At 49.8% G+C, this 22,997-nt stretch carries 22 protein-coding genes; 20 read left to right on the forward strand and 2 right to left on the reverse strand.

The annotated features are described in order from the left end of the window. The first annotated feature begins 3 nt into the window (after positions 1–3). The 18 genes from SFSGTM_RS10680 (at position 4) to SFSGTM_RS10765 (ending at position 18,019) form a co-directional block, all read left to right on the forward strand. Positions 4–1,236: a type II secretion system F family protein gene (locus SFSGTM_RS10680; RefSeq protein ID WP_162085151.1), complete on the forward strand. Its 1,233-nt coding sequence runs from the start codon at positions 4–6 to the stop codon at positions 1,234–1,236. Between the two features lie 185 nt (positions 1,237–1,421). Further along, positions 1,422–1,898 carry a pilin gene (locus SFSGTM_RS17220; RefSeq protein ID WP_162085152.1) on the forward strand — a complete coding sequence of 159 codons (477 nt, stop codon included), beginning with the start codon at positions 1,422–1,424 and terminating at the stop codon, positions 1,896–1,898. Between the two features lie 30 nt (positions 1,899–1,928). After that, positions 1,929–2,357, forward strand: coding sequence for a type II secretion system protein (locus SFSGTM_RS10690; RefSeq protein WP_162085153.1), 429 nt, complete (start codon positions 1,929–1,931; stop codon positions 2,355–2,357). Between the two features lie 102 nt (positions 2,358–2,459). Next, entirely contained in the window at positions 2,460–2,942 is a 483-nt protein-coding gene (locus SFSGTM_RS10695) for a pilus assembly FimT family protein (protein WP_162085154.1), read from the forward strand. Beyond that, positions 2,929–3,456 (forward strand): PilV family protein, encoded by a 528-nt coding sequence (locus SFSGTM_RS10700; RefSeq protein ID WP_162085155.1) that lies wholly within the window; start codon positions 2,929–2,931, stop codon positions 3,454–3,456. The genes SFSGTM_RS10695 and SFSGTM_RS10700 overlap by 14 nt, the downstream gene beginning before the upstream one ends. Beyond that, positions 3,453–4,250 carry a prepilin-type N-terminal cleavage/methylation domain-containing protein gene (locus tag SFSGTM_RS10705; protein WP_162085156.1) on the forward strand — a complete coding sequence of 266 codons (798 nt, stop codon included), beginning with the start codon at positions 3,453–3,455 and terminating at the stop codon, positions 4,248–4,250. The genes SFSGTM_RS10700 and SFSGTM_RS10705 overlap by 4 nt, the downstream gene beginning before the upstream one ends. Then, positions 4,231–4,644, forward strand: coding sequence for a hypothetical protein (locus tag SFSGTM_RS10710; RefSeq protein ID WP_162085157.1), 414 nt, complete (start codon positions 4,231–4,233; stop codon positions 4,642–4,644). Before SFSGTM_RS10705 ends, SFSGTM_RS10710 begins: the two co-directional genes overlap by 20 nt. Positions 4,645–4,657: 13 nt before the next feature. Beyond that, positions 4,658–8,089 carry a LamG domain-containing protein gene (locus SFSGTM_RS10715; protein WP_162085158.1) on the forward strand — a complete coding sequence of 1,144 codons (3,432 nt, stop codon included), beginning with the start codon at positions 4,658–4,660 and terminating at the stop codon, positions 8,087–8,089. Between the two features lie 64 nt (positions 8,090–8,153). Beyond that, the gene (locus tag SFSGTM_RS10720) at positions 8,154–9,098 is read left to right on the forward strand and encodes a type IV pilus biogenesis protein PilM (RefSeq protein ID WP_162085159.1); all 945 of its coding nucleotides are present in this window, start codon (positions 8,154–8,156) and stop codon (positions 9,096–9,098) included. Further along, complete coding sequence (locus tag SFSGTM_RS10725; protein WP_162085160.1) at positions 9,095–9,736, forward strand: PilN domain-containing protein; 642 nt, start codon at positions 9,095–9,097, stop codon at positions 9,734–9,736. The genes SFSGTM_RS10720 and SFSGTM_RS10725 overlap by 4 nt, the downstream gene beginning before the upstream one ends. After that, positions 9,733–10,416 carry a type II secretion system protein M gene (locus tag SFSGTM_RS10730; RefSeq protein ID WP_162085161.1) on the forward strand — a complete coding sequence of 228 codons (684 nt, stop codon included), beginning with the start codon at positions 9,733–9,735 and terminating at the stop codon, positions 10,414–10,416. The genes SFSGTM_RS10725 and SFSGTM_RS10730 overlap by 4 nt, the downstream gene beginning before the upstream one ends. Continuing rightward, positions 10,401–10,748 (forward strand): hypothetical protein, encoded by a 348-nt coding sequence (locus SFSGTM_RS10735; RefSeq protein ID WP_162085162.1) that lies wholly within the window; start codon positions 10,401–10,403, stop codon positions 10,746–10,748. The genes SFSGTM_RS10730 and SFSGTM_RS10735 overlap by 16 nt, the downstream gene beginning before the upstream one ends. Beyond that, positions 10,745–12,448, forward strand: coding sequence for a pilus (MSHA type) biogenesis protein MshL (gene mshL / locus SFSGTM_RS10740; RefSeq protein ID WP_162085163.1), 1,704 nt, complete (start codon positions 10,745–10,747; stop codon positions 12,446–12,448). Before SFSGTM_RS10735 ends, mshL begins: the two co-directional genes overlap by 4 nt. Before the next feature lie 12 nt (positions 12,449–12,460). Next, positions 12,461–13,354, forward strand: coding sequence for an ExeA family protein (locus SFSGTM_RS10745; RefSeq protein WP_162085164.1), 894 nt, complete (start codon positions 12,461–12,463; stop codon positions 13,352–13,354). Continuing rightward, entirely contained in the window at positions 13,351–14,331 is a 981-nt protein-coding gene (locus tag SFSGTM_RS10750) for a tetratricopeptide repeat protein (protein ID WP_162085165.1), read from the forward strand. The genes SFSGTM_RS10745 and SFSGTM_RS10750 overlap by 4 nt, the downstream gene beginning before the upstream one ends. Positions 14,332–14,618: 287 nt before the next feature. Beyond that, positions 14,619–16,514: an ATP-binding cassette domain-containing protein gene (locus tag SFSGTM_RS10755; RefSeq protein ID WP_162085166.1), complete on the forward strand. Its 1,896-nt coding sequence runs from the start codon at positions 14,619–14,621 to the stop codon at positions 16,512–16,514. Continuing rightward, on the forward strand, positions 16,501–17,256 hold the full coding sequence (locus SFSGTM_RS10760; protein WP_162085167.1) for a DUF3025 domain-containing protein: 756 nt from the start codon (positions 16,501–16,503) through the stop codon (positions 17,254–17,256). The genes SFSGTM_RS10755 and SFSGTM_RS10760 overlap by 14 nt, the downstream gene beginning before the upstream one ends. After that, complete coding sequence (locus SFSGTM_RS10765) at positions 17,216–18,019, forward strand: hypothetical protein (protein ID WP_162085168.1); 804 nt, start codon at positions 17,216–17,218, stop codon at positions 18,017–18,019. Before SFSGTM_RS10760 ends, SFSGTM_RS10765 begins: the two co-directional genes overlap by 41 nt. A gap of 15 nt (positions 18,020–18,034) precedes the next feature. Here SFSGTM_RS10765 and SFSGTM_RS10770 read toward each other — a convergent pair whose 3' ends face one another. Further along, entirely contained in the window at positions 18,035–19,159 is a 1,125-nt protein-coding gene (locus SFSGTM_RS10770) for a pyridoxal-phosphate-dependent aminotransferase family protein (RefSeq protein ID WP_162085169.1), read from the reverse strand. Between the two features lie 141 nt (positions 19,160–19,300). Beyond that, positions 19,301–19,825, reverse strand: coding sequence for a DUF302 domain-containing protein (locus tag SFSGTM_RS10775; protein ID WP_162085170.1), 525 nt, complete (start codon positions 19,823–19,825; stop codon positions 19,301–19,303). Positions 19,826–19,907: 82 nt separating this feature from the next. On the opposite strand from SFSGTM_RS10775, the gene acnA reads away from it, so the two are divergent. Both acnA and SFSGTM_RS10785 read left to right on the forward strand, forming a co-directional pair. After that, on the forward strand, positions 19,908–22,583 hold the full coding sequence (gene acnA / locus SFSGTM_RS10780; RefSeq protein ID WP_162085171.1) for an aconitate hydratase AcnA: 2,676 nt from the start codon (positions 19,908–19,910) through the stop codon (positions 22,581–22,583). Positions 22,584–22,585: 2 nt separating this feature from the next. Beyond that, positions 22,586–22,957 carry a YidH family protein gene (locus SFSGTM_RS10785; protein ID WP_162085172.1) on the forward strand — a complete coding sequence of 124 codons (372 nt, stop codon included), beginning with the start codon at positions 22,586–22,588 and terminating at the stop codon, positions 22,955–22,957. The last annotated feature ends 40 nt before the right edge of the window (positions 22,958–22,997 follow it).

Here is a 22,997-nt window from a genome sequence, read left to right on the forward strand (position 1 = left end):
ATCATGCCATTTTTTGCATACAAAGCGCGCAACGCACAAGGTGAACTGATAGAAGGCATATTAGAAGGCTCTGACACCAGCAGTATCGCCGATACCTTACGTAACACCAGCCTCATGCCGATTGATATCGTCATCAGCAATACCAAAGAAAAATCCAGCGCGGATAACTGGTGGGCCAAACTCACCGAAGAGAAAGTGACGGCACTTGATCTGCAGCTATTCAGCCGCCAGCTCTACACCTTGCTCAAGGCGGGCGTACCTATCATGCGCGGATTGGCGGGCTTGCAAGAATCCGCCACCAACAAAACCTTTGGCAATGTCATACAAGACTTACGCACCTCACTGGATTCAGGACGCGAACTATCCGCCGCAATGCTGCGCCACCCAAAAATATTCACCCCATTCTATTTAAGCATGGTACGCGTAGGCGAAATGACAGGCCGACTGGAAGAAGTATTCCTGCGCTTGTTCGACCACCTCGAATTTGAACGTGAAATGGGCGAACGTGTACGCACGGCCTTACGTTACCCAAGCTTTGTCGTCATCGCTATGGCTGTTGCTATCAGCGTAATCAACCTGTTCGTCATTCCCGCATTTGCCAAAGTCTACGCAGGTTTCAATGCCGAATTGCCATTGGTAACTCAGATCCTCATCGGCTTTTCCAATTTCATGGTGAATTATTGGGGGCTATTACTTGCTATGGTCGTTGGCGCCTACATGGGTTTCCGCTACTACATCAGCACCGAAAATGGTCGCTACCACTGGGACAAACTCAAACTACGCTTCCCCATTGCTGGAAAAATTCTCCTCAAAGGTACACTCGCCCGCTTTTCCCGCAGCTTCGCGCTTTCCAGCAAAAGCGGCGTGCCAATTATTCAAAGCCTTAACGTCGTAGCTCAAACCGTCGATAACGCCTATATCGCCAGCCGCATTATCCAGATGCGTGATGGCATAGAGCGAGGCGAAAGCATACTGCGCACCGCCGTCACCGCTGGTGTGTTCACCCCTGTCGTGCTGCAAATGATTGCTGTGGGTGAAGAAACCGGCGACCTCGATAATCTCATGGACGAAATCGCCCATATGTATGAACGCGAAGTCGATTACGAACTGAAAACGTTATCTTCACAAATAGAACCAATATTAATCATAGGGTTAGGAGTCGTCGTATTGGTACTAGCACTGGGTGTTTTCCTGCCTATCTGGGATTTGGGCAAAGTTGCCATGCATCACAAATAACAACGTGCGATGACATGACATCGCACACACCCATAGCAGATTTTAATACCGACAACATACCAACCCCATATCAAATGCGGCTTGGTAACGAATCAGGCTTACAAACAATATAGCGACAATCAGCTTGACGAATCAATTACAGCGCCCTATTCTTGACTAAGAATAGCAATAACACTGGAGTGGGCATGAAAAAATCACAACATGGCTTTACCCTCATCGAATTAGTTGTAGTGATTACCATATTGGGCATATTGGCAGCCATCGCCCTGCCCAAATTCACAGCAATACAGGCTGACGCGCGTCTGGCTAAAATGAATGGTGCCATGGGCGCAGTAAAATCAGCCGCAGCAATGGCACACGCTACATTACTCACACGCGGTTTTAGCAGCAGCTATACCGGCACACCTGTTCCCAACATCGTCATTGAAGGCACCACCGTTGTTTACACTAACGGTTACCCAGATGCCGCCACGATCGTACCGCTGGCTGGATTAGTCAGTACCGATTATGTGATTGCTGGCCTGACTGCCCCCAGAATCGCTGCACCAGATGGCAGCCATACCAGCGGCACTGCTGACTGCACTATCAGCTATACACCTTCCGCAGCTGCAGACACACAACCGACTTACACCCTCAATGCCACATTGGCTAATTGTTCATAACCTCAACCATTTTTTAAAGGGAGCAGCACCATGAAAAAAACACAATCAGGTTTTACCTTAATCGAATTAGTCGTCGTCATTGTGATATTAGGTATTCTGGCGGCAACCGCATTACCTAAATTTATTGATATATCAAGCGACGCTGAAACAGCCGCAATCCAGGGTGTTGCGGGTGGGTTAAACTCCGCCGCAGCCATTAACTACGGTGGTTGCGCTATAACCAACAATACAGTTACTGCAAACAAATGTGTAAAAGTTGCTAAATGTTCTGACGTTGGCGCATTACTGATCCCAACTTTAACTTTGGGAACTACAGCTAGCACAACCAGTTATTATCTTGCAGCTGATAATGCTAGTACAACCAATGGAACTGCGGTTGCTTGTACGATACAAAAAGACAAAGGCACAACTTCAGCTGCCTTCTCTGCCACCTACAGCGCGATTGGTGCAGCAAACTAACTAGCTATCCTAGCTAACCGAAGATGCAAGCGCATCTTCGGTATTCTTACCAGCACAACTACTTTTCATCCAGTATTAATGTCATTTTTTGGGCGTCTATAGATGAGCAGAACTGAACACTATAGTGCTGCAAAACACACTGTGACAGGTTTCACCCTGATAGAGTTGATAGTCGTCATGATCATCGTCGGCGTGTTAGCCGTCGCCGCCATCCCCAAGTTTTTCGACAAGTCCACTTTTGAAACGCGTGGTTTTGCTGATGAAACCACTGCCGCATTACGCTACGCACAAAAAGCCGCGATCGCTCAGCGCCGTACTGTCTGCGCTACATTTACCAGTAGCAGCCTGACGCTGACCATAGCCTCCGCAGCTGGCGCGAGCGCTTGTGACATCAATCTCGCCAGCCCCGCAGGCGGCAGCCCGTTTACTGTCACACCTCGTTCAGCGGGCATTACTTACACCATTACACCCACCAATTTCAGTTACAACGCACTGGGACAAGCCAGTAATGGACAAACCATAACGGTAAAAGATGCAACTGGCAGCATTATCATTGAGCAAGACACTGGCTATGTACACGATTAAGCGCCAGGCTGGCATTTCGCTCATAGAGCTGATCATTTTCATCGTCATCGTCAGCACGGCTGTCGCCGGCGTGCTATCCATAATGAACATCACCACTCAGCACAGCGCCGACCCCATGTTGCACAAACAAGCGCAAGCGATAGCTGAATCGCTGCTGGAAGAAATTGAACTGCAACCCTTTACCTATTGCGACCCGGATGATGCCAACGCTGCTACCGCAACCAGTACAGCAGGCTGTGCCACGCTGCCAGAAACGATGGGGCCAGAACCTGGCGAAACCCGCTATGGCACACCGCAATTCGATAACGTCAATGATTACGACGGGTTTGCCATGACAGGCATTAACGACATCACCAATACGCCCGTCAATGGATTAAGTGGTTACACCGCCAGTGTAGCTATTAACCCTATCAGCAACACTGAACTACAAATCAATGTCACCGTTAGCTCTGGCAGCGACAGCCTGACCCTGACAGGCTATCGTTTCCGCTACGCCCCGAATGCCGTGCCATGATAATGAATAATCGCCGCCAACACCGAGGTTTTACCCTGATAGAGATGATAGTCGTCATCACCATCACTGGCATTATCGCCGCCGTGGTCGCCACGTTCATTCGAGCACCTATTCAAGGCTACCTGGACAGCGCAAACCGTGCTGCACTCACCGACGTCGCCGATACTGCTGTACGTCGTATCGGCCGCGATTTACACCTTGCCCTGCCCAACAGCGTCCGTATCACCAGCGCTGGCGGCATCACCTATCTGGAATTTCTGCTAACCAGCGGCGGCGGGCGTTATCGTATCGACACGCCGGGTAACCCCTTGGATTTCACCACTGCCGACACCAGCTTTGATGTGCTCGGCCCCCCTGTCAGCATGACTGCTGGCGCACAAAATCTGCTGGCCATATACAATCTGGGTATCTCAGGTGCAAATGCATACAATGGTGACAATACCAGTGCCATAAGTGCTGCAGGCAATACTGTAACTTTTGCCTACAAGCTATTCCCTTTCGACTCGCCCAGTCACCGCTTCCAGATTATCCAATATCCCGTAACCTACGCGTGTGACACCACGGCTGGCACACTCACCCGTTACTGGAACTACCCTATCAATATTAACCAGCCCACCAGCTTTACTGGTGGTAGCAGCGCGCTATTAGCCAAAAATGTCAGCCTGTGCAGTTTCAGTTATGATCAACAAGTGATTACCCAGCGCGCAGGGCTGGTTGCAATCAGTTTGCAGCTCACGCAAAACGGCGAATCAGTCAATTTATATGATGAAGTCCATGTCAGCAACGCGCCCTGATTACCGCCAGCGCGGCTTCTCCATCGTCTCCGCCATCTTTCTGCTGGTGGTGCTCTCCGCTTTGGGCGCATTCATGCTCACGTTCTCCAACGTCCAGCAAATGACTTCGGCACAAGATGTACAAGGATCCAGAGCCTATCAGGCCGCACGTGCTGGCATAGAATGGGGCGCTTATCAAATACTGCAGAATAGTGGCAGCTGCGCCGGCAGTGCTACCGTTCCGTTAGGTGGCAATTTAGCCAGTTTTACAGTAGTTGTTAACTGCAGCAACAGCAGCACAACCGAAGCAGGCAACCCTGTGAATATGTTCCAGCTCACTGCAACGGCAACAACAGGTACGGTGGGTAGCACCACCTATATTGAGCGACAAGTTCAAGCGACCATAGAGCATTGACCAGAGAAAAACCATGAATATGCAAACTACAAACCACCCTGTCACTCATGGCAAATGGCATACAGCGTCGATAAAACTGATGTTTCCACTGCTATTGCTGATTTGCTGGTTAATGCACACCACGCTGGCACATGCGGTCACCTATTCCAACGTATCGACCCCGTTTTCATGGATAGACACCACCAGCCACACCAAAGTTGGTTACAACACCGCCCCGTACAAATTCAATAATACAGGCGGCTGTGGAACTACACCGCCTATCCTCGATGACACCATGTCCGACGACATTCCGATCGGATTTACTTTCTCCTATGGTGGCACAGCCTTTACTCAGGCGCGTATCATGACTAATGGCCGCCTGCAATTCAATAACAACACAACTTGTGGCTATGGCAGCCCGGTCACACAATTACCTTATGCAGATGCTGGCCTCAATTACACCATGCGCATCTATGGTAATGATATGGATCCTACCCCGCAGGCGAATGCAGGCTATTCAACTGCGTGCAAACTTACCTCAACTTGCTATATCAGCTATGCCAGCATAGGCACCGCACCTAACCGTCAATTCGTGGTTACCTGGAACAACGTCCCGGAATGGGCGGCTGGTGGCTCCACCAGTGGCAATTACAATTTGCAAATCATACTGAATGAGAATGGCACATTTGTTTATCAGTATGGCGTCAATGTTCCGGGGCCACAGGCCACGCTGGCTCAGGTAGGCTGGCAAGTCAGCGCGACTGACTTTAACGTCCCCAGCGTTGGATTACCCACCAGCAATACCGCGATACTTTTTTATATTCCCAGCCCGATAGCCCAGTACCATTTCCAACAATCTGCCTGGACCGCACCCGGTCAGGTAACCGATACCAGCGGCAGCTCACCTGCCTATAACGCGACCGCATTAGGAGCGGCTGTCCCTGGCGTAGGCTATGCCTGTAACGGCGCAGTCATCCCGGCCAACAACGGCGCGGTAGTTGACGGTATTGACACAGGCATCGCCGTTCCAACAAACCTGGGCGGAGCGGGCACGATAGATTTCTGGTACAAAGCCAACAGCGCATGGGTCAATGGAGGTGATGCGCAATTAGTTGATGCTTCCATCAGCAATGGCCAGTGGTTTTTTGCAACCAAACTGAATAACGGTGATGTGCGTTTTGTTATCACCGATTCCACAGGTACGATACGTGCTGTAGAAACCAGCGCAAATAGCGTTGCTGCCAATACGTGGACACATATAGCACTGACATGGAACTTCAATGCGCTGGCCGCCAGCAATAGCGACCATCTGAGTATTTACATCAATGGTGTGCAGAAGGCGATTAGCGCATTCAGCAGCAGCGGTACAGTTTCATCACAGATCGGTACGCTTTACCTTGGTGATAATCGCAGCAGCTTCACGGGTTCTGGCGGAACCAAAAGTTCAGCTAACGGCACTCTTGATGAATTCAATCTCTACAATGTAGAAGGCGGCTCGGTACTGATACAGCGCGACATGAATTACAGCACAGTCTGCGGCCCTGATCACTATGAACTATCCCTGCCTAGCAGCAGCATCAGCTGCCTGCCCACCACTGCCACCATCACTGCCTGTGCCGATAGCAGCAGCCCTTGTACAAACGGTTTTATTTCAGCCAGCAATACCGCAACATTAACCACCAGTGCAGGCACGCTCACTGGCAACCCGGCGACTTTCAACGCTAACGGCGTAGCAACTGCCACCCTCAGTGACCCAGCCGCTACCAATAATACGGCGGTCTCAGTTACCCTCGCAGGCGTACAGACTGCACCGCTTAGCCCCACCAAATGCTGTCCAGATGGCATCAACTGCGCCGTTAGCAGCAGCTGTTCCACCACTTTTAATACGGCAGGATTTATCTTTACTGGCGCTGCGAATGGCACAATAACGACTATCCCAGCCCAGACAGCTGGCGTCTCATCTGCCACTTATTATCTGCGCGCCATAAAAACCAATACCTCAACACAAGCCTGCCAGGCCGCCATACAGGGAGTAAGCACAGTAAATTTCGCCTACGAATGTAATGACACGGCAACCTGTTATGGCGCCAATTTAATGAGCGTCAATGGCGGCACTACCACCACCATAGCCCGTAACAACAATGCCAACGTATCGAGCTATCTGCCTGTCAGCATGAACTTTGATGCCAATGGCAATGCACCGTTTACTTTCAACTATGGTGATGTAGGTAAAGTCACGCTGTATGCCAGCAAGGTTATCAACTCAGCCACATTAGCTGGCGCATCCAACGCCTTTGTGGTCAAACCATACAGCTTTGTGTTGTCTGGTATCAAACGCACCGCAGATAACTTCGCCAACCCAGGTGCTACAGCTACAACTGGCAGTGTGTTTATCAAAGCCAGTGATCCATTTAGCGCAACCGTCACCGCAACAGCTGCTACAGGCGCAGCCACGCCGAGCTATGGACATGAAGCCACACCAGAAAGCGTTAAATTAAATTCTGCATTAGCCGGATTAGGCTTAACTAGCAATCCCACCATCAGCGGTACATTTGGTACATTCACTAATGGCGTGGCAAGCGGCAACAATTTCAGCTGGTCAGAAGTCGGCATCATTACACTCACGCCAGACGTACTGGACGGCAATTATCTTGGCGCAGGCGATACAACTGGAACAACCAGCGGCAATGTCGGGCGTTTTACTCCGCATCATTTTGTAACCTCGGTAACACCAGCCTGCGCGACTGGCAGTTTCACCTACTCGGCGCAACCTTTCAGCGTGCAAGTCACCGCCCTGAATAATCTGGCCACACCGACCGCAACAACCAACTACAACAGCACCAGCAACTTTGCAAAAGCCATCACTCTGAGTGATGGTAGCGCGTCTGCAACCGGCTCATTCAGCAACAATACCATTGCCGCCAGTGCCTTCGCCAGCGGGGTTGCAACAACAGCAACACCGGCTTACACATTCAATAGTCCGGCAACAGCGCCTACCACTATCACGCTACGCGCTACCGATACCGACAGCATCTCGTCGTCAGGCTACACGGAAGGCACAGCACCACTGCGCAGCGGACGCATCAAACTCAACAATGCCAGTGGCTCAGAAACACTCAACTTGCCTGTCCCCATGGTTGCGCAATACTACAATGGCACCAGTTTTGTCACTAATACCCTAGACAACTGCACCACAGTACCAGTGCCTACGACGCCGACTGCCAGCAACGGTTTATCCACGTCACTGACCACGACGGCTGCCTTGTCATCCCCTTTTATTGCAGGCAATGGCAATCTGCAACTATCCAAACCCAATGCAAAAGGCTATGTAGACATCACCATCAACGCACCCACTTGGCTACAATACAACTGGAAAGGCACGGGACTGACCAAACCCACCGCTCGCGCCACGTTTGGAATTTACAAAAATGCAAATGAATTCATATATATGCGCGAAATGTATTAAGTAGATTGACAAGCATATTGATATGTTTTAACTTCGAACCAATTACTAAAAAGCATAGACACTAATGGGGATATTCTCAGGGAACAAAAAGTCACAGGGTTTGCTGGTTTTTGAACTGCAAACGGATGGTGTATGCGTGACGCAAGTCGCCCATACCAAGGGTAATAAACCGCAAGTTTTACTAGCGAAATACTACCCGCTAGCTGGAGCAGAGCCATCAGCTGTGCTTACCCGCATAGACAAGGAATTGCGTACCAAAAACTATCATTGCGGACTCATCCTCAACGCAACAGACTTTCAACTCCTCACCATAGAAACACCCAATGTGCCCGCGCCCGAACTCAAAACTGCGGTGCGCTGGTTACTCAAGGACATGCTGGACTACCATGTCGATGACGCAACCATAGATATACTCGATATTCCCGTTGACAAAAATGCACCCGCACGCAAAGCCATGATGTTCGTCATTGCCGCACGCAATCAGCTAATCGCGCAACGGCAAGCCCAATTTGAAAATGCTCACATAGACCTGAGTATTATTGACATACCTGATTTGGCACAACGCAACATTGCCAATCTCGTAGCTTCGGCTGACCGCGGTTTGGCTATGTTACGCTTTGACAACAATGGTGGCTTGCTCACTATTACCTATCAGGGCGAATTGTATTTATCGCGCCATCTGGATATTAATCTGACGCAACTCAGTACCACCAATATCGAACTGAAGACCCGTATATTCGAAAAAATCTCGCTAGAATTGCAACGCACTTTCGACCACATTGATCGCCAGTACCAATTTCTCAATCTGGAAAAACTGGTACTCGCGCCGGCATTAGCTGAGTTTACCGAACTCACTGAATTCCTCAGTGGTAATTTATATCTGCCTGTCAGCAATATCGACTTGCACGACATAATTGGCCTCACACCAGAATTACAGACGACAGCACAACAATCCCGCTTTTTCATAAGCTTAGGCGCTGCCCTCAGGCTAGAGGAGAAAATCCTGTGAGCCAGCAAATTAATTTATGTAATCCACTATTCCGCAAACAGGAAAAGTACTTCTCTGCTATTACCATGGTGCAATCTTTAGCTATCATCCTGCTCGGTGCATTGCTGTTTTATGCGTATTTACAATACCAGTATCGTGACTTGGCAAAACAGGCGCAGCAAATGTCACTACGCCAGACTGAGGCACAACAGCAATTAACCCAGGTCGCATCAACGATGGGACCCCGCAAACCCAGCCAGGCACTGCTTGACAGCGTCGCTGAGACAGAACATGCAGTGCAGGCACAGCAGGTCATACTGGGCTTGTTAAAAACCGGGGAAATGGCTAACCAGACCGGCTTCTCTGCCTATTTTCAGGCGCTGTCGCGGCAAACTGTGCATGGTCTATGGCTCACAGGATTTGATGTGGTTGGAATGGGTAGCCAAATCAGCATCAATGGTCGCGCCATGCAAGCTGAGTTAATTCCTCAATTTATAGGCAAATTAAAAAATGAACCTCAATTTGTAGGCGCAAATTTCACCGCGCTTGAAATCGCGCCACCTAAACCGGTAACAACAAATACAACTGACACGCCTCCAGTCAGTTTGCCATACACCAACTTCACCCTTACTAATGTGGTTGCGGAGCCTGCCAAATGAAAGACTTACAACAACGCTGGCTTACTTTTGCCAACCGCATTGACGCCGTCAGCTTGCGTGAACGTGTCATGATATTCGCCGCAGCGGCAGTAGTGCTGATTACGCTTATCAACAGCTTGCTGATCGACCCGCTGTTAGCAAAACAAAAACAAAGATCGCAGGAAATCAAGCTGGCACAACATACGACCGAGCAATTACAGACACAAATTCAAGCCATTATTCAGGCTGGCACAGTTGATCCGGATCAGGCACTCCAAGCCCGGCTCAATCAACTACGGCAACAAACCACAGCTAGTGGCAAAACGCTGGATGACATACAAAGCAAACTCATTGCACCTCAACAAATGCCAGCACTGCTGGAAGATCTGTTACGCAGCAATAAAGATGTACATATGGTCGCACTCAAAACGCTGCCGATTACTGAGCTCGCTGATAGCAAAATCGACGCTAAATCCGACAGTAAAACTGACGATAAGCTGCCGCACATTTATCGTCATGGCATAGAGATGACTATTTCAGGAAAATACATCGCATTAACCCATTATCTCAGCGCGCTCGAAACCCTGCAATGGCGCATGTTCTGGGGGCAGGCTGCCATGACTGTCGACGAAGATGGCGCAATACTACTTAAGTTACGACTTTACACATTTAGTCAGGATAAAACATGGCTAAGCATTTAACCCTGACTTGCTTGAGCCTGTTGCTCTGCACATCCTCTTTCAGCCAGGCTGATAACATGACCGACCCAACACAGCCGCCTGCAAGCATGAATAGCGCAAACACTGCCAATACCAACAGCAATGTTTCCACCGTTCAGTCCGTCACCTTAGGCAAGCAACATCGTTATGCCATGATCAATGGCACCACGGTCAAAGTCGGCGACGTCATTGATGCCGGGCGCATAATCAAAATTACCGAAAGCGATGTTTGGGTCAAATCAGATAATGTCGTATCACGCATCTCGCTATTTCCCAATGTCAGCAAACACACCACCGTTAGGAAACACCCATGAATAATTTTCGTTTATTAATACTCACCAGCGCACTACTTAGCCTGACAGGTTGCGCCACCCTGGGTATTGCGCCAAAACCTGACACCACACAAGCACGAATTAATACCGAATTAAGTCAAGCTGTCGACAACAAACAACAAGCTAATCTTCCACCAGCAGCAGTCAGCGCAGCTTTATTGCCACCACTGCAAATCGCTATGCCTAAATCGACCAAGCCACTGGAGCAAAGATTTGATTTAGTGATTAACAATGCCCCTGCCAACCAGGTGTTTATGGGGATAGTCACTGGCACCCACTACAGCATGCTGATTCCACCAGATTTAACAGGGAATCTGTCAGTCAATCTGAAAAACGTCACCGTGTTTGAAGCGCTGGATGCAATTCGTGAGCTCTATGGCTATGATTACAAAGTTGATGGCAGCCGCATATACATCCAGCCCATGAGCATGCAAACCCGCGTGTTCAAGCTCAATTACATCGCAGGGCAACGCAAAGGCACATCTGACATTCGCGTCACCTCCGGTTCCGTCGGCGACACACCTGCGATACCAAGTGGTGTGGCAGGTGCAATGCCGACTACTACCACCCCAGGTGCAACCAATGGTCACTCGTTAGAAACCAGCAAAATCACCACCAATACCGAATCTGATTTCTGGAGTGATTTAAAAACATCCCTAACCACCATAGTCGGTGATAAAGATGGTCGTAATATTGTTGTTAGCCCGCAATCTGGCGTCGTGCTGATTCATGCCATGCCAAGCGAAATTCACCAGGTTGAAAACTACCTCAAAGCCATGCAATTAGCGGTAGACCGCTCGGTCATGCTGGAAGCCAAAATCATCGAAGTTCAACTCAGTGATGGCTTTCAGACAGGTATTAACTGGTCAGCTTTTAACCGTTATGGGCAAAGTCGTTTTTCAGTCGGCGCAGATCCCAACAGCTTGACAGTTCCAGGCGGTGCCCCCATTGCCAACAGCACGCTGGGCAGCGTATTTTCTGCAGGCATGTCCACCGCCATGAGCACTACCGCTGGTGCGCTGAACATTGCGGCGCAGTCGGACAACTTTGCCGCGCTGCTAAATTTCCTCGGTACCCAGGGCACGTCACGCGTACTGTCCAGCCCACGCATTGCGACATTAAATAACCAGATGGCCATATTAAAAGTGGGTACGGATGATTTTTTTGTGACCAATGTCAGCTCAACCAGTAGCGCCACTTCTACAGGCACCACTGCTACGCCGAATGTCACGCTACGTCCTTTCTTCTCAGGCATTGCACTTGATGTCACACCACAGATATCTGAAGAGGGAGAAATCATTCTGCACATACACCCATCGGTAAGCAAAGTATCTGAGAACTACAAAGTCATTGATTTAGGTACATCTGGCATACTCAAGCTACCGCTAGCATCCAGCACCATTTCTGAAACGGACAGTGTAGTACGTGTGCAGGATGGCAGCATCGTTGCAATTGGCGGCCTGATGCGTGAAAACTCAACCGATGACAAATCTGAAGTACCTGGTTTGGGCGGCATACCTGTCATCGGCTCACTGTTCAAACATACCAACCGTGCATCGCAGAAAAGTGAATTGGTCATCTTGCTCAAAACCACCGTACTTAAAAGCAGTAACGACTGGGCGCAAGACGTACTCCAGACACGCGACCGCATAGAGGGTATGCAACGCGGTGGCAGTCAGTAATTCCAGGATAATATGTACCTAGAACACTTCGGTCTGCGTGAATTCCCTTTCACGCTGACCCCAGATACCAGTTATTTCCTAGCCAGCCCGCATTATCAGGCTGCGCTTAACACCTTACTCATCGCCATCCACACCGGTGAAGGTTTTATCAAAATCACTGGCGAAGTCGGCACTGGCAAAACCTTGCTATGCCGCCAGTTCCTCGACCAGCTCGAAACCAGTCAATTCATTACCGTCTATATACCCAACCCCTACCTCACCCCACATAGCTTAATGCTATCAGTGGCTGATGAGTTGGGATTGGACATCCCCGCTAATACTGATCAGCATTACCTGCTTAAAGCCATCAACCTCGCCTTACTCGATTTCGCCAAACAAGAGAAACAGGTCATCGTCTGTCTGGACGAAGCTCAGGCCATGCCCATAGAAACACTGGAAGCCTTACGCCTGCTGACTAATCTGGAAACCGAAAAACGCAAACTGCTACAAATCGTATTATTCGGACAGCCGGAACTCGACCTGAAATTACAGAATGACAGCATACGCCAGCTCAATCAGCGCATTACCTTCCATTATCAATTACAAGCACTCTCACTCGCAGAGCTCAAAGACTATGTTGCTCATAGACTAAAAATAGCCGAGTATCAGGGGCCACCCCTGTTTACCGCCAGCGCACTCAAAAGCTTGCACCAGGCCAGTGGTGGCATACCGCGCCTGATTAACATCCTCGCACACAAGGCCATGATGTTAAGCTATGGTCTTGGAGCGCGAAATATTACTCCTCAGCAAGTACGCGCCGCTGCCAATGACACACCAGCTGCACGCCCGAACAAATCTATATGGATTAGCATGACTATAGCCCTCACCGTCGTTGCAACGGCAATCACCTGGATGATGTTACGATGAGTTTAATCAATCAAATGCTCAAGGATCTGGAACAGCGCCAGGCCAACCATGCTGACAATTTAGGACAAATCAGCACCGTTACCTTACCTGTTAAACATCATCGTATTACTTATGTCATATCAACCATAATCTTGATTAGCGCCGTCGTCCTGGCTGGCATCTTGTGGCAACAACGATCACAACCAGTGATAGTGCAGACGGCACCAGTTGTTACTCCACTTCCTGCACAACAAGGACTTATCCTGACTCAGGAACTCAGTCATTTACCTGTCCCTAAAACACCGCAAGCTCTACCCAAACTAGCCGCACCTGTAATCAACACCACGACTGTCGCAACAACCACGATTCCAGCACTACCTATTGCAATACCCTCGGTAAACACTACACTCATCAGTAAAAAAATAGAACCGCTCACCACCGCCCAGCTTGCCGAAAACAGTTACCGTAAAGCAGTCAGCCTGATGCAGCAAGGCCGTAACGAAGACAGTATCAACGAATTAAATCAGGCGCTCACTCTGGATCCCCATCATCACGAAGCGCGGCTAACTTTAGTAGGTTTACTGATAGATGCAAAACGTAACACCGAAGCGGAGCACCAACTTCAACAAGCCCTGATACTTGACCCGGCACAATCCGACACCACTATGCTGCTAGCACGCATACAGGCCGATCGTGGCGGTAACGCCGAAGCCATTAAAACACTGCAACGCGGTCTGCCCAATGCAGAAAACCAAGCCGACTATCAGGCACTGTTAGCCACCTTGCTGGATCGCACCGGCCAGCACAAAGCCGCCGTAGAACACTATCTGGCAGCTTTAAGATACGCTCCGCAATCAGGCACATGGTGGATGGGTCTGGGTATTGCCTTGCAAGCTGATGGGCAAGCAGACAAAGCCCGTACCGCATTCCTGCGTGCACGCGCCACCAATAGCCTCAATTCGGAATTATCAGCATATGTAGATCAGCAGCTGAAATAAAATACTATCTGCATGATAAAAACCAGTGCATAAAATCCCGAAATCGCACTAGACAAGTGCGCCAATAACCGATCACAAAAAACATAACTTGATGTTTATAAACAAATAAATATCTGGCACAGCAATTGCTAATGTATGAGTGGGGCGTAGGAATGAGCAACTCAGACTTACAATCCGTTTTCATCCTCCATGCGGTATTTAAGGGCATCTTCGGATGCCCTCTTTTTTGCGACTAACGCATGGCAGCAGCGTACAATAACGACTTTTCGTTTTAGCTCATCCTCACCGTGATACGCCTTACCAACCTCACCCTAGCCCGCGCTGCCAAAGTTTTATTGGAAAACGTTAGCCTCTCCATCCATCCAGGTCAAAAAGTCGGCTTAACGGGTGCAAATGGTACAGGCAAATCCAGCCTGTTTGCACTATTACGTGGCGAATTGCACGCTGAGGCTGGTGACTTGAACTTGCCTGAAACCTGGGTTGTCGCTCACGTCGCGCAGGACACGCCCGCATTACAACAAGCCGCGCTGGATTTCACTTTGGACGGCGACACCAAGTTGCGCCAGATTGAGCATCAGCTAACACTTGCTGAAGCGGCCAATGACGGTCATCGTGTAGGTGAACTACATGCCCAGCTCAGCGAAATAGATGGCTATTCAGCTCGCGCACGTGCGGCTGAATTACTGCACGGACTGGGTTTCACTGATGCCGATTTAAGCAAACCTGTCGCTGCATTTTCGGGCGGATGGCGGGTGCGACTGAATTTATCGCAGGCGCTGATGAGCCGCTCTGATTTATTACTGCTGGACGAGCCTACTAACCATCTGGATTTGGACGCGGTGATTTGGCTGGAAGGCTGGCTCAAAAGCTATCCCGGTACCCTATTACTGATTTCGCATGACCGAGACTTCCTTGACGCAGTGACCAGTCATATCGCTCACATTGAACAACGCGGCATTAAACTCTACACCGGCAGTTACTCTGATTTTGAGCGCCAGCGTGCTGCCCATCTCGCGGTGCAACAAGCCTTGTTTGACAAGCAACAGCGCGATCGCGCCCATCTGGAAAGCTTTATCGAACGCTTCCGCGCCAAAGCCACCAAAGCCCGCCAGGCGCAAAGTCGCATCAAGGCACTGGCACGCATGGAAGACATCAGCGCTGCGCATGTTGATTCACCATTTACCTTCAGCTTCCGCGTTCCCGTCAGCGCACCTGATCCGTTATTAGACCTGCGTCATGCCAGCGTCGGTTATGGTGCACAACCGCTGATTGCCAATATTGAACTCACGGTACGCAGTGGTGAACGCATAGGCTTGCTGGGACGCAATGGTGCGGGTAAGTCCACCCTTATCAAGCTGCTCGCAAATGAAATTGCTTTACTCAGCGGCACCCGTACCGAAGGCAAAGGGCTGGCAATAGGTTACTTTGCTCAACATCAGCTGGAACAGCTACGCCCTGAAGAATCTCCCTTGCAGCACATGACGCGCCTTGCACCTGATACCCGCGAACAGGAACTGCGTGATTTTCTGGGTGGTTTTGATTTTCGTGGTGATGCGGCGACATCGCCATGCGGCCCGTTTTCAGGTGGTGAAAAATCGCGCCTCGCGCTCGCCTTGCTGATCTGGCAACGCCCAAATTTATTATTGCTGGATGAACCTACTAATCACCTAGATCTGGACATGCGTCAGGCGCTCAACTACGCGCTGCAAGATTACCAAGGTGGCATAGTACTGGTATCGCACGATCGCAGCTTGCTCGCTACCACCTGCGACCGTTTCATGATCGTACATGACGGCAAAGCCGAAATATTTGACGGTGATCTGGATGACTATCGCGACTGGCTCAATCAGCAACGCATCAACTTGGCGCAAGCTAACCCCGACAAAATCGAACGCAAACAGCAACGCGAGCAAAACGCACAACAACGTCAGGCACTCATCGCCCAGCGTCGCCCGCTAGTCAAGGAAATCGACAAACTGGATCAGCAACTCGCCAAATGGCACACAGAAAAAGCCAGCCTCGATGCACAACTCGCCGACAGCCAGCTCTATGAACCTGCCCAGCGTGACGCCTTGCAAACCTTGTTAAAACGTCAAGGCGAACTCAGCACCAGTATAGAAACAGCGGAAGAACGCTGGCTGACGCTCAACGAAACACTAGAAACACTGGATGCCGACAATTAACTCAGACTGGCTGCACAGCTCCCCGTTGTACGCGCCCTTGTCATGCCTGCCTAACGCGCTCACACAAACATGTGACATCGCACTGCTCAACGACTACGCACGTAGCCAGAACATCTGCAATGCCCTAGGCACAACCATTCAGTTCGTCAATTGCACTAGTGAAGTTGCTTACGAAACCCACATCAACACCACCGGTGCAATTCCCACCCGCACCGACAACTGGCACGATTACTTTAATGCACTGGCGTGGCTAATCTGGCCACACACTAAGGCCACATTAAACGCGCTGCATATCCGCGCTGGCGTGACCCCGCTACGCAACCGCAGCCGCGACGCACTCACCTTGCTGGACGAAAGCGGCATCATCGTTGCCTGCAGCACACCCGAATTATGGCAAACGCTCACCCAGCACCAGTGGTACGAACTATTCGTCAACCAGCGCCAGCGCGTCAAAACCGATATAGCATTCCACCTCATCGGCCATGCACTCTATGAAAAGCTGCTCAACCCTTACCCCGGCATCACTGGCAAATGTCAGCTGGTTGAGGTCGATAAGGCATTTTTTCAATTGGATACCTGCGCCCGCCAGCGCCAGCTAGACCAACAACTCGCTCAGCAACTCAATGCCGAACCACCACTGACTCCCAAAACATTTCCACCCCTGCCAGTATTTGGCATCCCTGACACCATTGCAGAAAATTGTGAGCCTGCATATTATCAAAATACACAAATATTCCGCTAAAATCATAGGCTATATCACGCTGACGCCACCCATGAAAACACATTTCCTTGCCTGCTCGTTAGCCCTCACCAGTACCATATTCACCAGCAATGTATTTGCCCAGTCCGATCCTGAGGATTCCATACTGACTTTCAAGTTGACCCCATCGTATTACCACATCAGCAATGGCAATGATGGCACCGACTTAAATCTGCGCGCTGAATATGGTGGCCATTACGGCTGGGTAGGTTATTACCATGACCGGCAAGGTTTTGCACAAACCCGTGTAGGTTACGAATATCATGCCGATTTTGGCTATGTGCGCACAGTGGCATCAGCTCAAGCAGCAACGCACGGATTTGTTGGTGGCTCTCTGAACGCAGAAATTGGTGGCGACACTTATGCGCTTGTGGGTTGGGGGCGAACTAATCTGCAGGATTACTACAATCTCAATTTCGACCCCAATGATGCGGTTACCCTGGGCATAGGAACGCGAGCCATACAAGACACGGAGTTATCTCTATTCACTACTGCAGATGACCGCCTGGGCACTGGGCAACGCGTTACTCACTTGATTGCGCGTAAGATGCTGAACAAGCAACAACGGTTGACGCTGGATATCACTCACAAGAGTGGGACAAGCAGCGAGGGAAATAACGTAGCAGGTAACGGCATTTCGCTAGGCTATGATTTTGAACCATGGTTTGTGCGAGTTGCCTACGACCCTTACGTCAATTTCACGGAAAGCCAGATGCTGCTGTTCGCTTTGGGCAAGCGCTTCTGACTTATCCATATCAAATCAAAGTACTTGTTTCAATGCTGACAGGCAATAATCAATATTTTTTACGCTGCTGGCGTGCCCCATCAGGCCAAAACGCCAGACCTTACCCGCCAGATCACCCAAACCTGCGCCAATTTCCAGATTAAATTCATTCAACAATCGCGCACGTACAGCAGCATCATCGACACCATCAGGAATATAAACGGTGTTAAGTTGCGGCAAGCGGTAGTTTTCTTCCACCACAAACTTCAGACCCATCGCCTCAAAACCATCACGCAACATGACATGATTATCTGCATGGCGTGCCCAGCTATGTTCTATGCCTTCTTCAGCCAATATCACCAGTGACTCATGCAATCCATATAATGTATTAACTGGCGCGGTGTGATGATAAGTGCGCTTACCTGCACTACCCCAATAACCCAGTACCAGATTCAGATCCAGAAACCAGCTTTGCACGGGCGTCTTGCGTGCTTTGAGTTTGGCAATAGCACGTTCACTGAAAGTCACAGGTGACAAACCCGGCGTGCATGACAGGCATTTTTGACTACCTGAATACACTGCATCCAGCTCCCACTCATCCACCATAAGCGGAATGCCAGCAAGTGAAGTAACGCAATCGGCAATCACCAGCGCACCATATTTATGCGCAATGGCAGCCAATGCCTGTGCATCGGAACGTGCGCCAGTAGACGTTTCCGCATGCACAAACGCAAGCACTTTGGCATCGGGATTAGCGGCAAATGCAGCCTCGACCTTAGCTACATCCACAGGTGCGCCCCAGGCATCTTCAACTACTATGGGTACGCCACCGACACGCTTGACGTTTTCCAGCATGCGTCCGCCAAACACACCATTTTTACAGACGATGACCTTATCACCCGCCTCCACCAGATTAACAAAACACATTTCCATCCCTGCCGAACCCGGTGCAGAGACAGGCATGGTGAGAGCGTTCTCGGTCTGAAAGGCGTAGCGCAATAATTCTTTGGTTTCTTCCATCATGCCTACAAATGCTGGATCAAGATGTCCAACGGTAGGACGTGCCATTGCATCTAATACACGTTGCGGCACATCAGAAGGACCAGGCCCCATCAATGTACGGAGAGGCGGAATAAAAGAAGTAATATCAGGAGCTTGCATCGTGATTTAACCTAAGATGAATTAAACTGAGTCTATGATTTTAACTTAAATTGCTACTACAGGGATTTTTTAGGTTAGCTTAAAAAAATAGCCAATGAGCGAAAATCACTCATTGGCTATGGTGAGATTGTGCGTTATTACTTATAAGTCGCCATTAGCACCCGCATTGACAATTTCTATCAAGCCGTTACGCACTTTCATGATTTTTGCTGTCAACTCAGGCGACATATGCGAAGCTTTTGACCATGCAGGCACATCCATGTCCATCATCACCAACCACGCTTTACCTGTATTATCTTCTATCAACGCGATTCTGCATGGCAGATAAATAGCAAAATCCACGTTCATATCAACCAGATCTTTAGCCGTAAGCGCATCACAAAACTGGTAGATCTCCATACGCCGCTGTGTACCGCCTACCATCGCCTCAACTTGCTTGGATAAAGGTAATTCTGCGACCAGTTTCAGGTTTAATTCGTTGGCGCGCAGCTTCATGGATTCAACCGCATCATCCATACTTACTCCCTTAGCCAAAGGGATTCTATAAACATTCGGCATGGTGGATACGCTTGCGGCTGGCACAGTACTTGCTGCATGTACTGCAGGAGATAACAGAGCGATACTCAATACACAGGCAGCAGCAAGTTGGTTTAATTGCAGTTTCATCGTTATATCCTTATATTCTGTTTCAAGTTGAATAAAATACAGTAAAATTAACACACTTATACTACGATTGGACATGGTAACTATGAACCAGCATAATTTATACAACACGCTCACCGAGTTCAATTTAGGCAATGGCAAACAAGGTAAGTTCTATTCACTCCCTGCACTTGAGTCCGCTGGCATAGGCAAAATATCTCGACTCCCTGTTTCTATCCGTATCGTACTGGAAGCCATATTACGCCACTGCGATGGCAAAAAAGTCACCGAACAACACATACGCGAATTAGCCAATTGGCAACCCAATGCTAATCGTACTGAAGAGATTCCATTTATCGTTGCCCGTGTACTACTACAAGATTTTACCGGTGTACCACTATTGGCAGATTTAGCTGCTATGCGCACCGCGACAGCAAAAACCGGCAAAAACCCTAAGCTCATTGAGCCACTGGTTCCCGTGGATATGGTGGTCGATCACTCAGTGCAGGTAGACGTATTTAACCAGCCTGACGCATTACAACAGAATATGCAGCTGGAATTTGTGCGCAACCGCGAACGTTACCAGTTCCTAAAATGGGGCATGCAAGCGTTTGACACGTTCAAAGTGGTGCCTCCAGGCATCGGGATTGTGCATCAAGTCAACCTTGAGTACCTGGCGCGTGGCGTCATGGAAAAAGAAGGCGTGTATTATCCTGATACTTTGGTCGGTACCGATTCACACACCACCATGATCAACGGTCTGGGCATCGTAGCCTGGGGCGTGGGTGGTATTGAAGCGGAAGCAGGCATGCTTGGGCAACCCGTGTATTTCCTCACGCCTGACGTGGTTGGTGTCAATTTAACAGGTAAAATCCGCGAAGGCATTACCGCGACTGACGTGGTATTGACCATTACCGAAATGCTGCGCAGCGCAAAAGTCGTCGGCAAGTTCGTAGAATTCTTTGGTGAAGGTGCAGCAGCACTTTCACTACCAGATCGCGCAACGATAGCTAACATGGCACCAGAATATGGCGCAACCATGGGCTTCTTCCCGGTAGATGAATCTACTTGTGCCTACTATACCGCCACAGGCCGTAGCGCAGCACAAGTTGACAGCATCCGTAATTACTTTAAAGCACAAGGTTTATTCGGCATTCCACAAGCAGGCGACTGTGATTACTCACAAACGCTGGAATTAGACTTAGGCAGTGTTGTGCCCTCTGTTGCTGGTCCGCGCCGTCCACAAGACCGCATCGAACTTGATCACGTCAAATCCAAATTTTCCGACTTGTTCTCGCTTCCTGTCAGCGCAGGTGGCTATGGCAAATCGGCTGAAGCATTAACCAGCCGTGTACCCTGTGGCGACAGCACATTAGGTCATGGTGATGTGGTGATTGCAGCGATTACTTCATGTACCAACACCTCCAACCCGAGCGTTATGCTGGCAGCAGGCATATTGGCGAAAAAAGCTGTTGCATTAGGCTTGACCGTACCATCACATGTCAAAACCTCGTTGGGACCAGGCTCACGCGTTGTTACCGAATATCTCAAAGCGGCAGGCTTGATGGATGCGCTTGGCGATGTAGGCTTCAAACTGGTAGGTTACGGCTGCACCACTTGTATCGGTAACTCAGGTCCGTTGCCTGCAGCGATTGAAACCGCTATTCTCGATAACGATTTAATAGCGGCATCGGTACTGTCTGGCAACCGCAACTTTGAAGCCCGCGTCCACCAGAACGTCAAGGCCAATTTCCTCATGTCTCCGCCATTGGTAGTTGCTTATGCCTTGGCTGGCACCATGAATAAAGACCTGAGCACCGAAGCTATCGGTAATGGTAAAGATGGAAAACCTGTGTATCTGAAAGACATCTGGCCTAGCTTGGAAGAAGTTGCAGCAGTGATGAGCACAGCAACCAACCCCGAGACATATCGCGCACTGTACGCAGACTTCACCGCAGACAATCCGTTATGGGCAGCCGTACCTGCACCTGTAGGCAGCGTTTACGACTGGGATGCAGATTCAACTTACATCCAGCAACCGCCGTTCTTTGACGGTGCAGCAGGTGACAGCGGCGTCATTCATGGTGCGCGTGCGCTGGCAGTATTTGGCGATTCAGTCACTACCGACCACATCAGCCCGGCTGGCTCTATTAAACCTAGTTCACCAGCGGGTAAATTCCTGCTGGAGCATGGCGTAGACAAAGCGGACTTCAACAGCTATGGCGCGCGCCGTGGTAACCACGAAGTCATGATGCGCGGCACGTTTGCTAACGTGCGTATCAAAAACCTGATGATCCCTGGCTCAGAAGGTGGCGTAACTCGGCACCAGCCTGACGGCGAAGAAATGGCTATCTACGATGCTTCCATGCTTTATCAGGCAGACAGCACACCATTGATGATATTTGCCGGTGAAGAATACGGTACCGGTTCATCCCGCGACTGGGCGGCAAAAGGTACAAAACTGCTAGGCGTAAAAGCCGTCATCGCCAAGAGCTTTGAACGTATCCACCGTGCCAACCTGGTAGGTATGGGTGTATTACCGTGCCAATTCCACACAGGCACAGATGCCACCACACTCAAACTCGACGGCAGTGAAACGTTTGATCTGCTAGGTCTGGAAAACGGCATTACGCCTCAACAGGATGTGCAAATCGTTATCCACCGTGCCAATGGCACCACGGATACGACCATGGTCAAGTTGCGTATCGACACACCAATAGAAGTTGATTACTACCAGAGCGGCGGTATTTTGCCGTTTGTGTTGGCGCAACTACTCGCCTGAGCGTGTCGGATTTGAATGATCCTCGCGTATTCTTCGCCGCAGAGCGCACCCTGCTGGCGTGGAATCGTACCAGCCTAACCTTGATGGCGTTTGGCTTCGTAGTTGAACGCTTTGGGTTGTACTTGCACATATTAGCCTCGCACACACCGCAACCTTTTCAACGCGGCGTATCATTCTGGGTCGGCATGGGCTTTATTGTGCTTGGAAGCACGATGGCGGTATTGTCTGTCATACAATATCGGCGCGTATTACGCACTTTCAAACCGGTAGAAATTCCCGAAGGCTACTGGACCAACATGGTCGCCATCACCACCCTGATATTAGCTGCTTTAGGCATTGCCCTTTCCGCATACCTGTTTAATGGCTTAAAATAGTCGCTTTACAATGTCCGTCCTCTGGACTGACGAACTAACC

Source organism: Sulfuriferula nivalis (genome assembly GCF_009937995.1).
GTDB lineage: Bacteria > Pseudomonadota > Gammaproteobacteria > Burkholderiales > Sulfuriferulaceae > Sulfuriferula > Sulfuriferula nivalis.

Bases quoted from the DNA above. Each gene is read 5' to 3' on its own strand.
- SFSGTM_RS10770 (WP_162085169.1), bottom strand. From the start codon at position 19,159: ATGCAAGCTCCTGATATTACTTCTTTTATTCCGCCTCTCCGTACATTG.
- SFSGTM_RS10750 (WP_162085165.1), top strand. From the start codon at position 13,351: ATGAGTTTAATCAATCAAATGCTCAAGGATCTGGAACAGCGCCAGGCC.
- SFSGTM_RS10715 (WP_162085158.1), top strand. From the start codon at position 4,658: ATGAATATGCAAACTACAAACCACCCTGTCACTCATGGCAAATGGCAT.
- SFSGTM_RS10705 (WP_162085156.1), top strand. From the start codon at position 3,453: ATGATAATGAATAATCGCCGCCAACACCGAGGTTTTACCCTGATAGAG.
- SFSGTM_RS10710 (WP_162085157.1), top strand. From the start codon at position 4,231: ATGTCAGCAACGCGCCCTGATTACCGCCAGCGCGGCTTCTCCATCGTC.
- SFSGTM_RS10690 (WP_162085153.1), top strand. From the start codon at position 1,929: ATGAAAAAAACACAATCAGGTTTTACCTTAATCGAATTAGTCGTCGTC.
- SFSGTM_RS10735 (WP_162085162.1), top strand. From the start codon at position 10,401: ATGGCTAAGCATTTAACCCTGACTTGCTTGAGCCTGTTGCTCTGCACA.
- SFSGTM_RS10775 (WP_162085170.1), bottom strand. From the start codon at position 19,825: ATGAAACTGCAATTAAACCAACTTGCTGCTGCCTGTGTATTGAGTATC.
- SFSGTM_RS17220 (WP_162085152.1), top strand. From the start codon at position 1,422: ATGAAAAAATCACAACATGGCTTTACCCTCATCGAATTAGTTGTAGTG.
- SFSGTM_RS10700 (WP_162085155.1), top strand. From the start codon at position 2,929: ATGTACACGATTAAGCGCCAGGCTGGCATTTCGCTCATAGAGCTGATC.
- SFSGTM_RS10695 (WP_162085154.1), top strand. From the start codon at position 2,460: ATGAGCAGAACTGAACACTATAGTGCTGCAAAACACACTGTGACAGGT.
- SFSGTM_RS10760 (WP_162085167.1), top strand. From the start codon at position 16,501: ATGCCGACAATTAACTCAGACTGGCTGCACAGCTCCCCGTTGTACGCG.
- SFSGTM_RS10720 (WP_162085159.1), top strand. From the start codon at position 8,154: ATGGGGATATTCTCAGGGAACAAAAAGTCACAGGGTTTGCTGGTTTTT.
- mshL (WP_162085163.1), top strand. From the start codon at position 10,745: ATGAATAATTTTCGTTTATTAATACTCACCAGCGCACTACTTAGCCTG.
- SFSGTM_RS10730 (WP_162085161.1), top strand. From the start codon at position 9,733: ATGAAAGACTTACAACAACGCTGGCTTACTTTTGCCAACCGCATTGAC.
- SFSGTM_RS10745 (WP_162085164.1), top strand. From the start codon at position 12,461: ATGTACCTAGAACACTTCGGTCTGCGTGAATTCCCTTTCACGCTGACC.
- SFSGTM_RS10680 (WP_162085151.1), top strand. From the start codon at position 4: ATGCCATTTTTTGCATACAAAGCGCGCAACGCACAAGGTGAACTGATA.
- acnA (WP_162085171.1), top strand. From the start codon at position 19,908: ATGAACCAGCATAATTTATACAACACGCTCACCGAGTTCAATTTAGGC.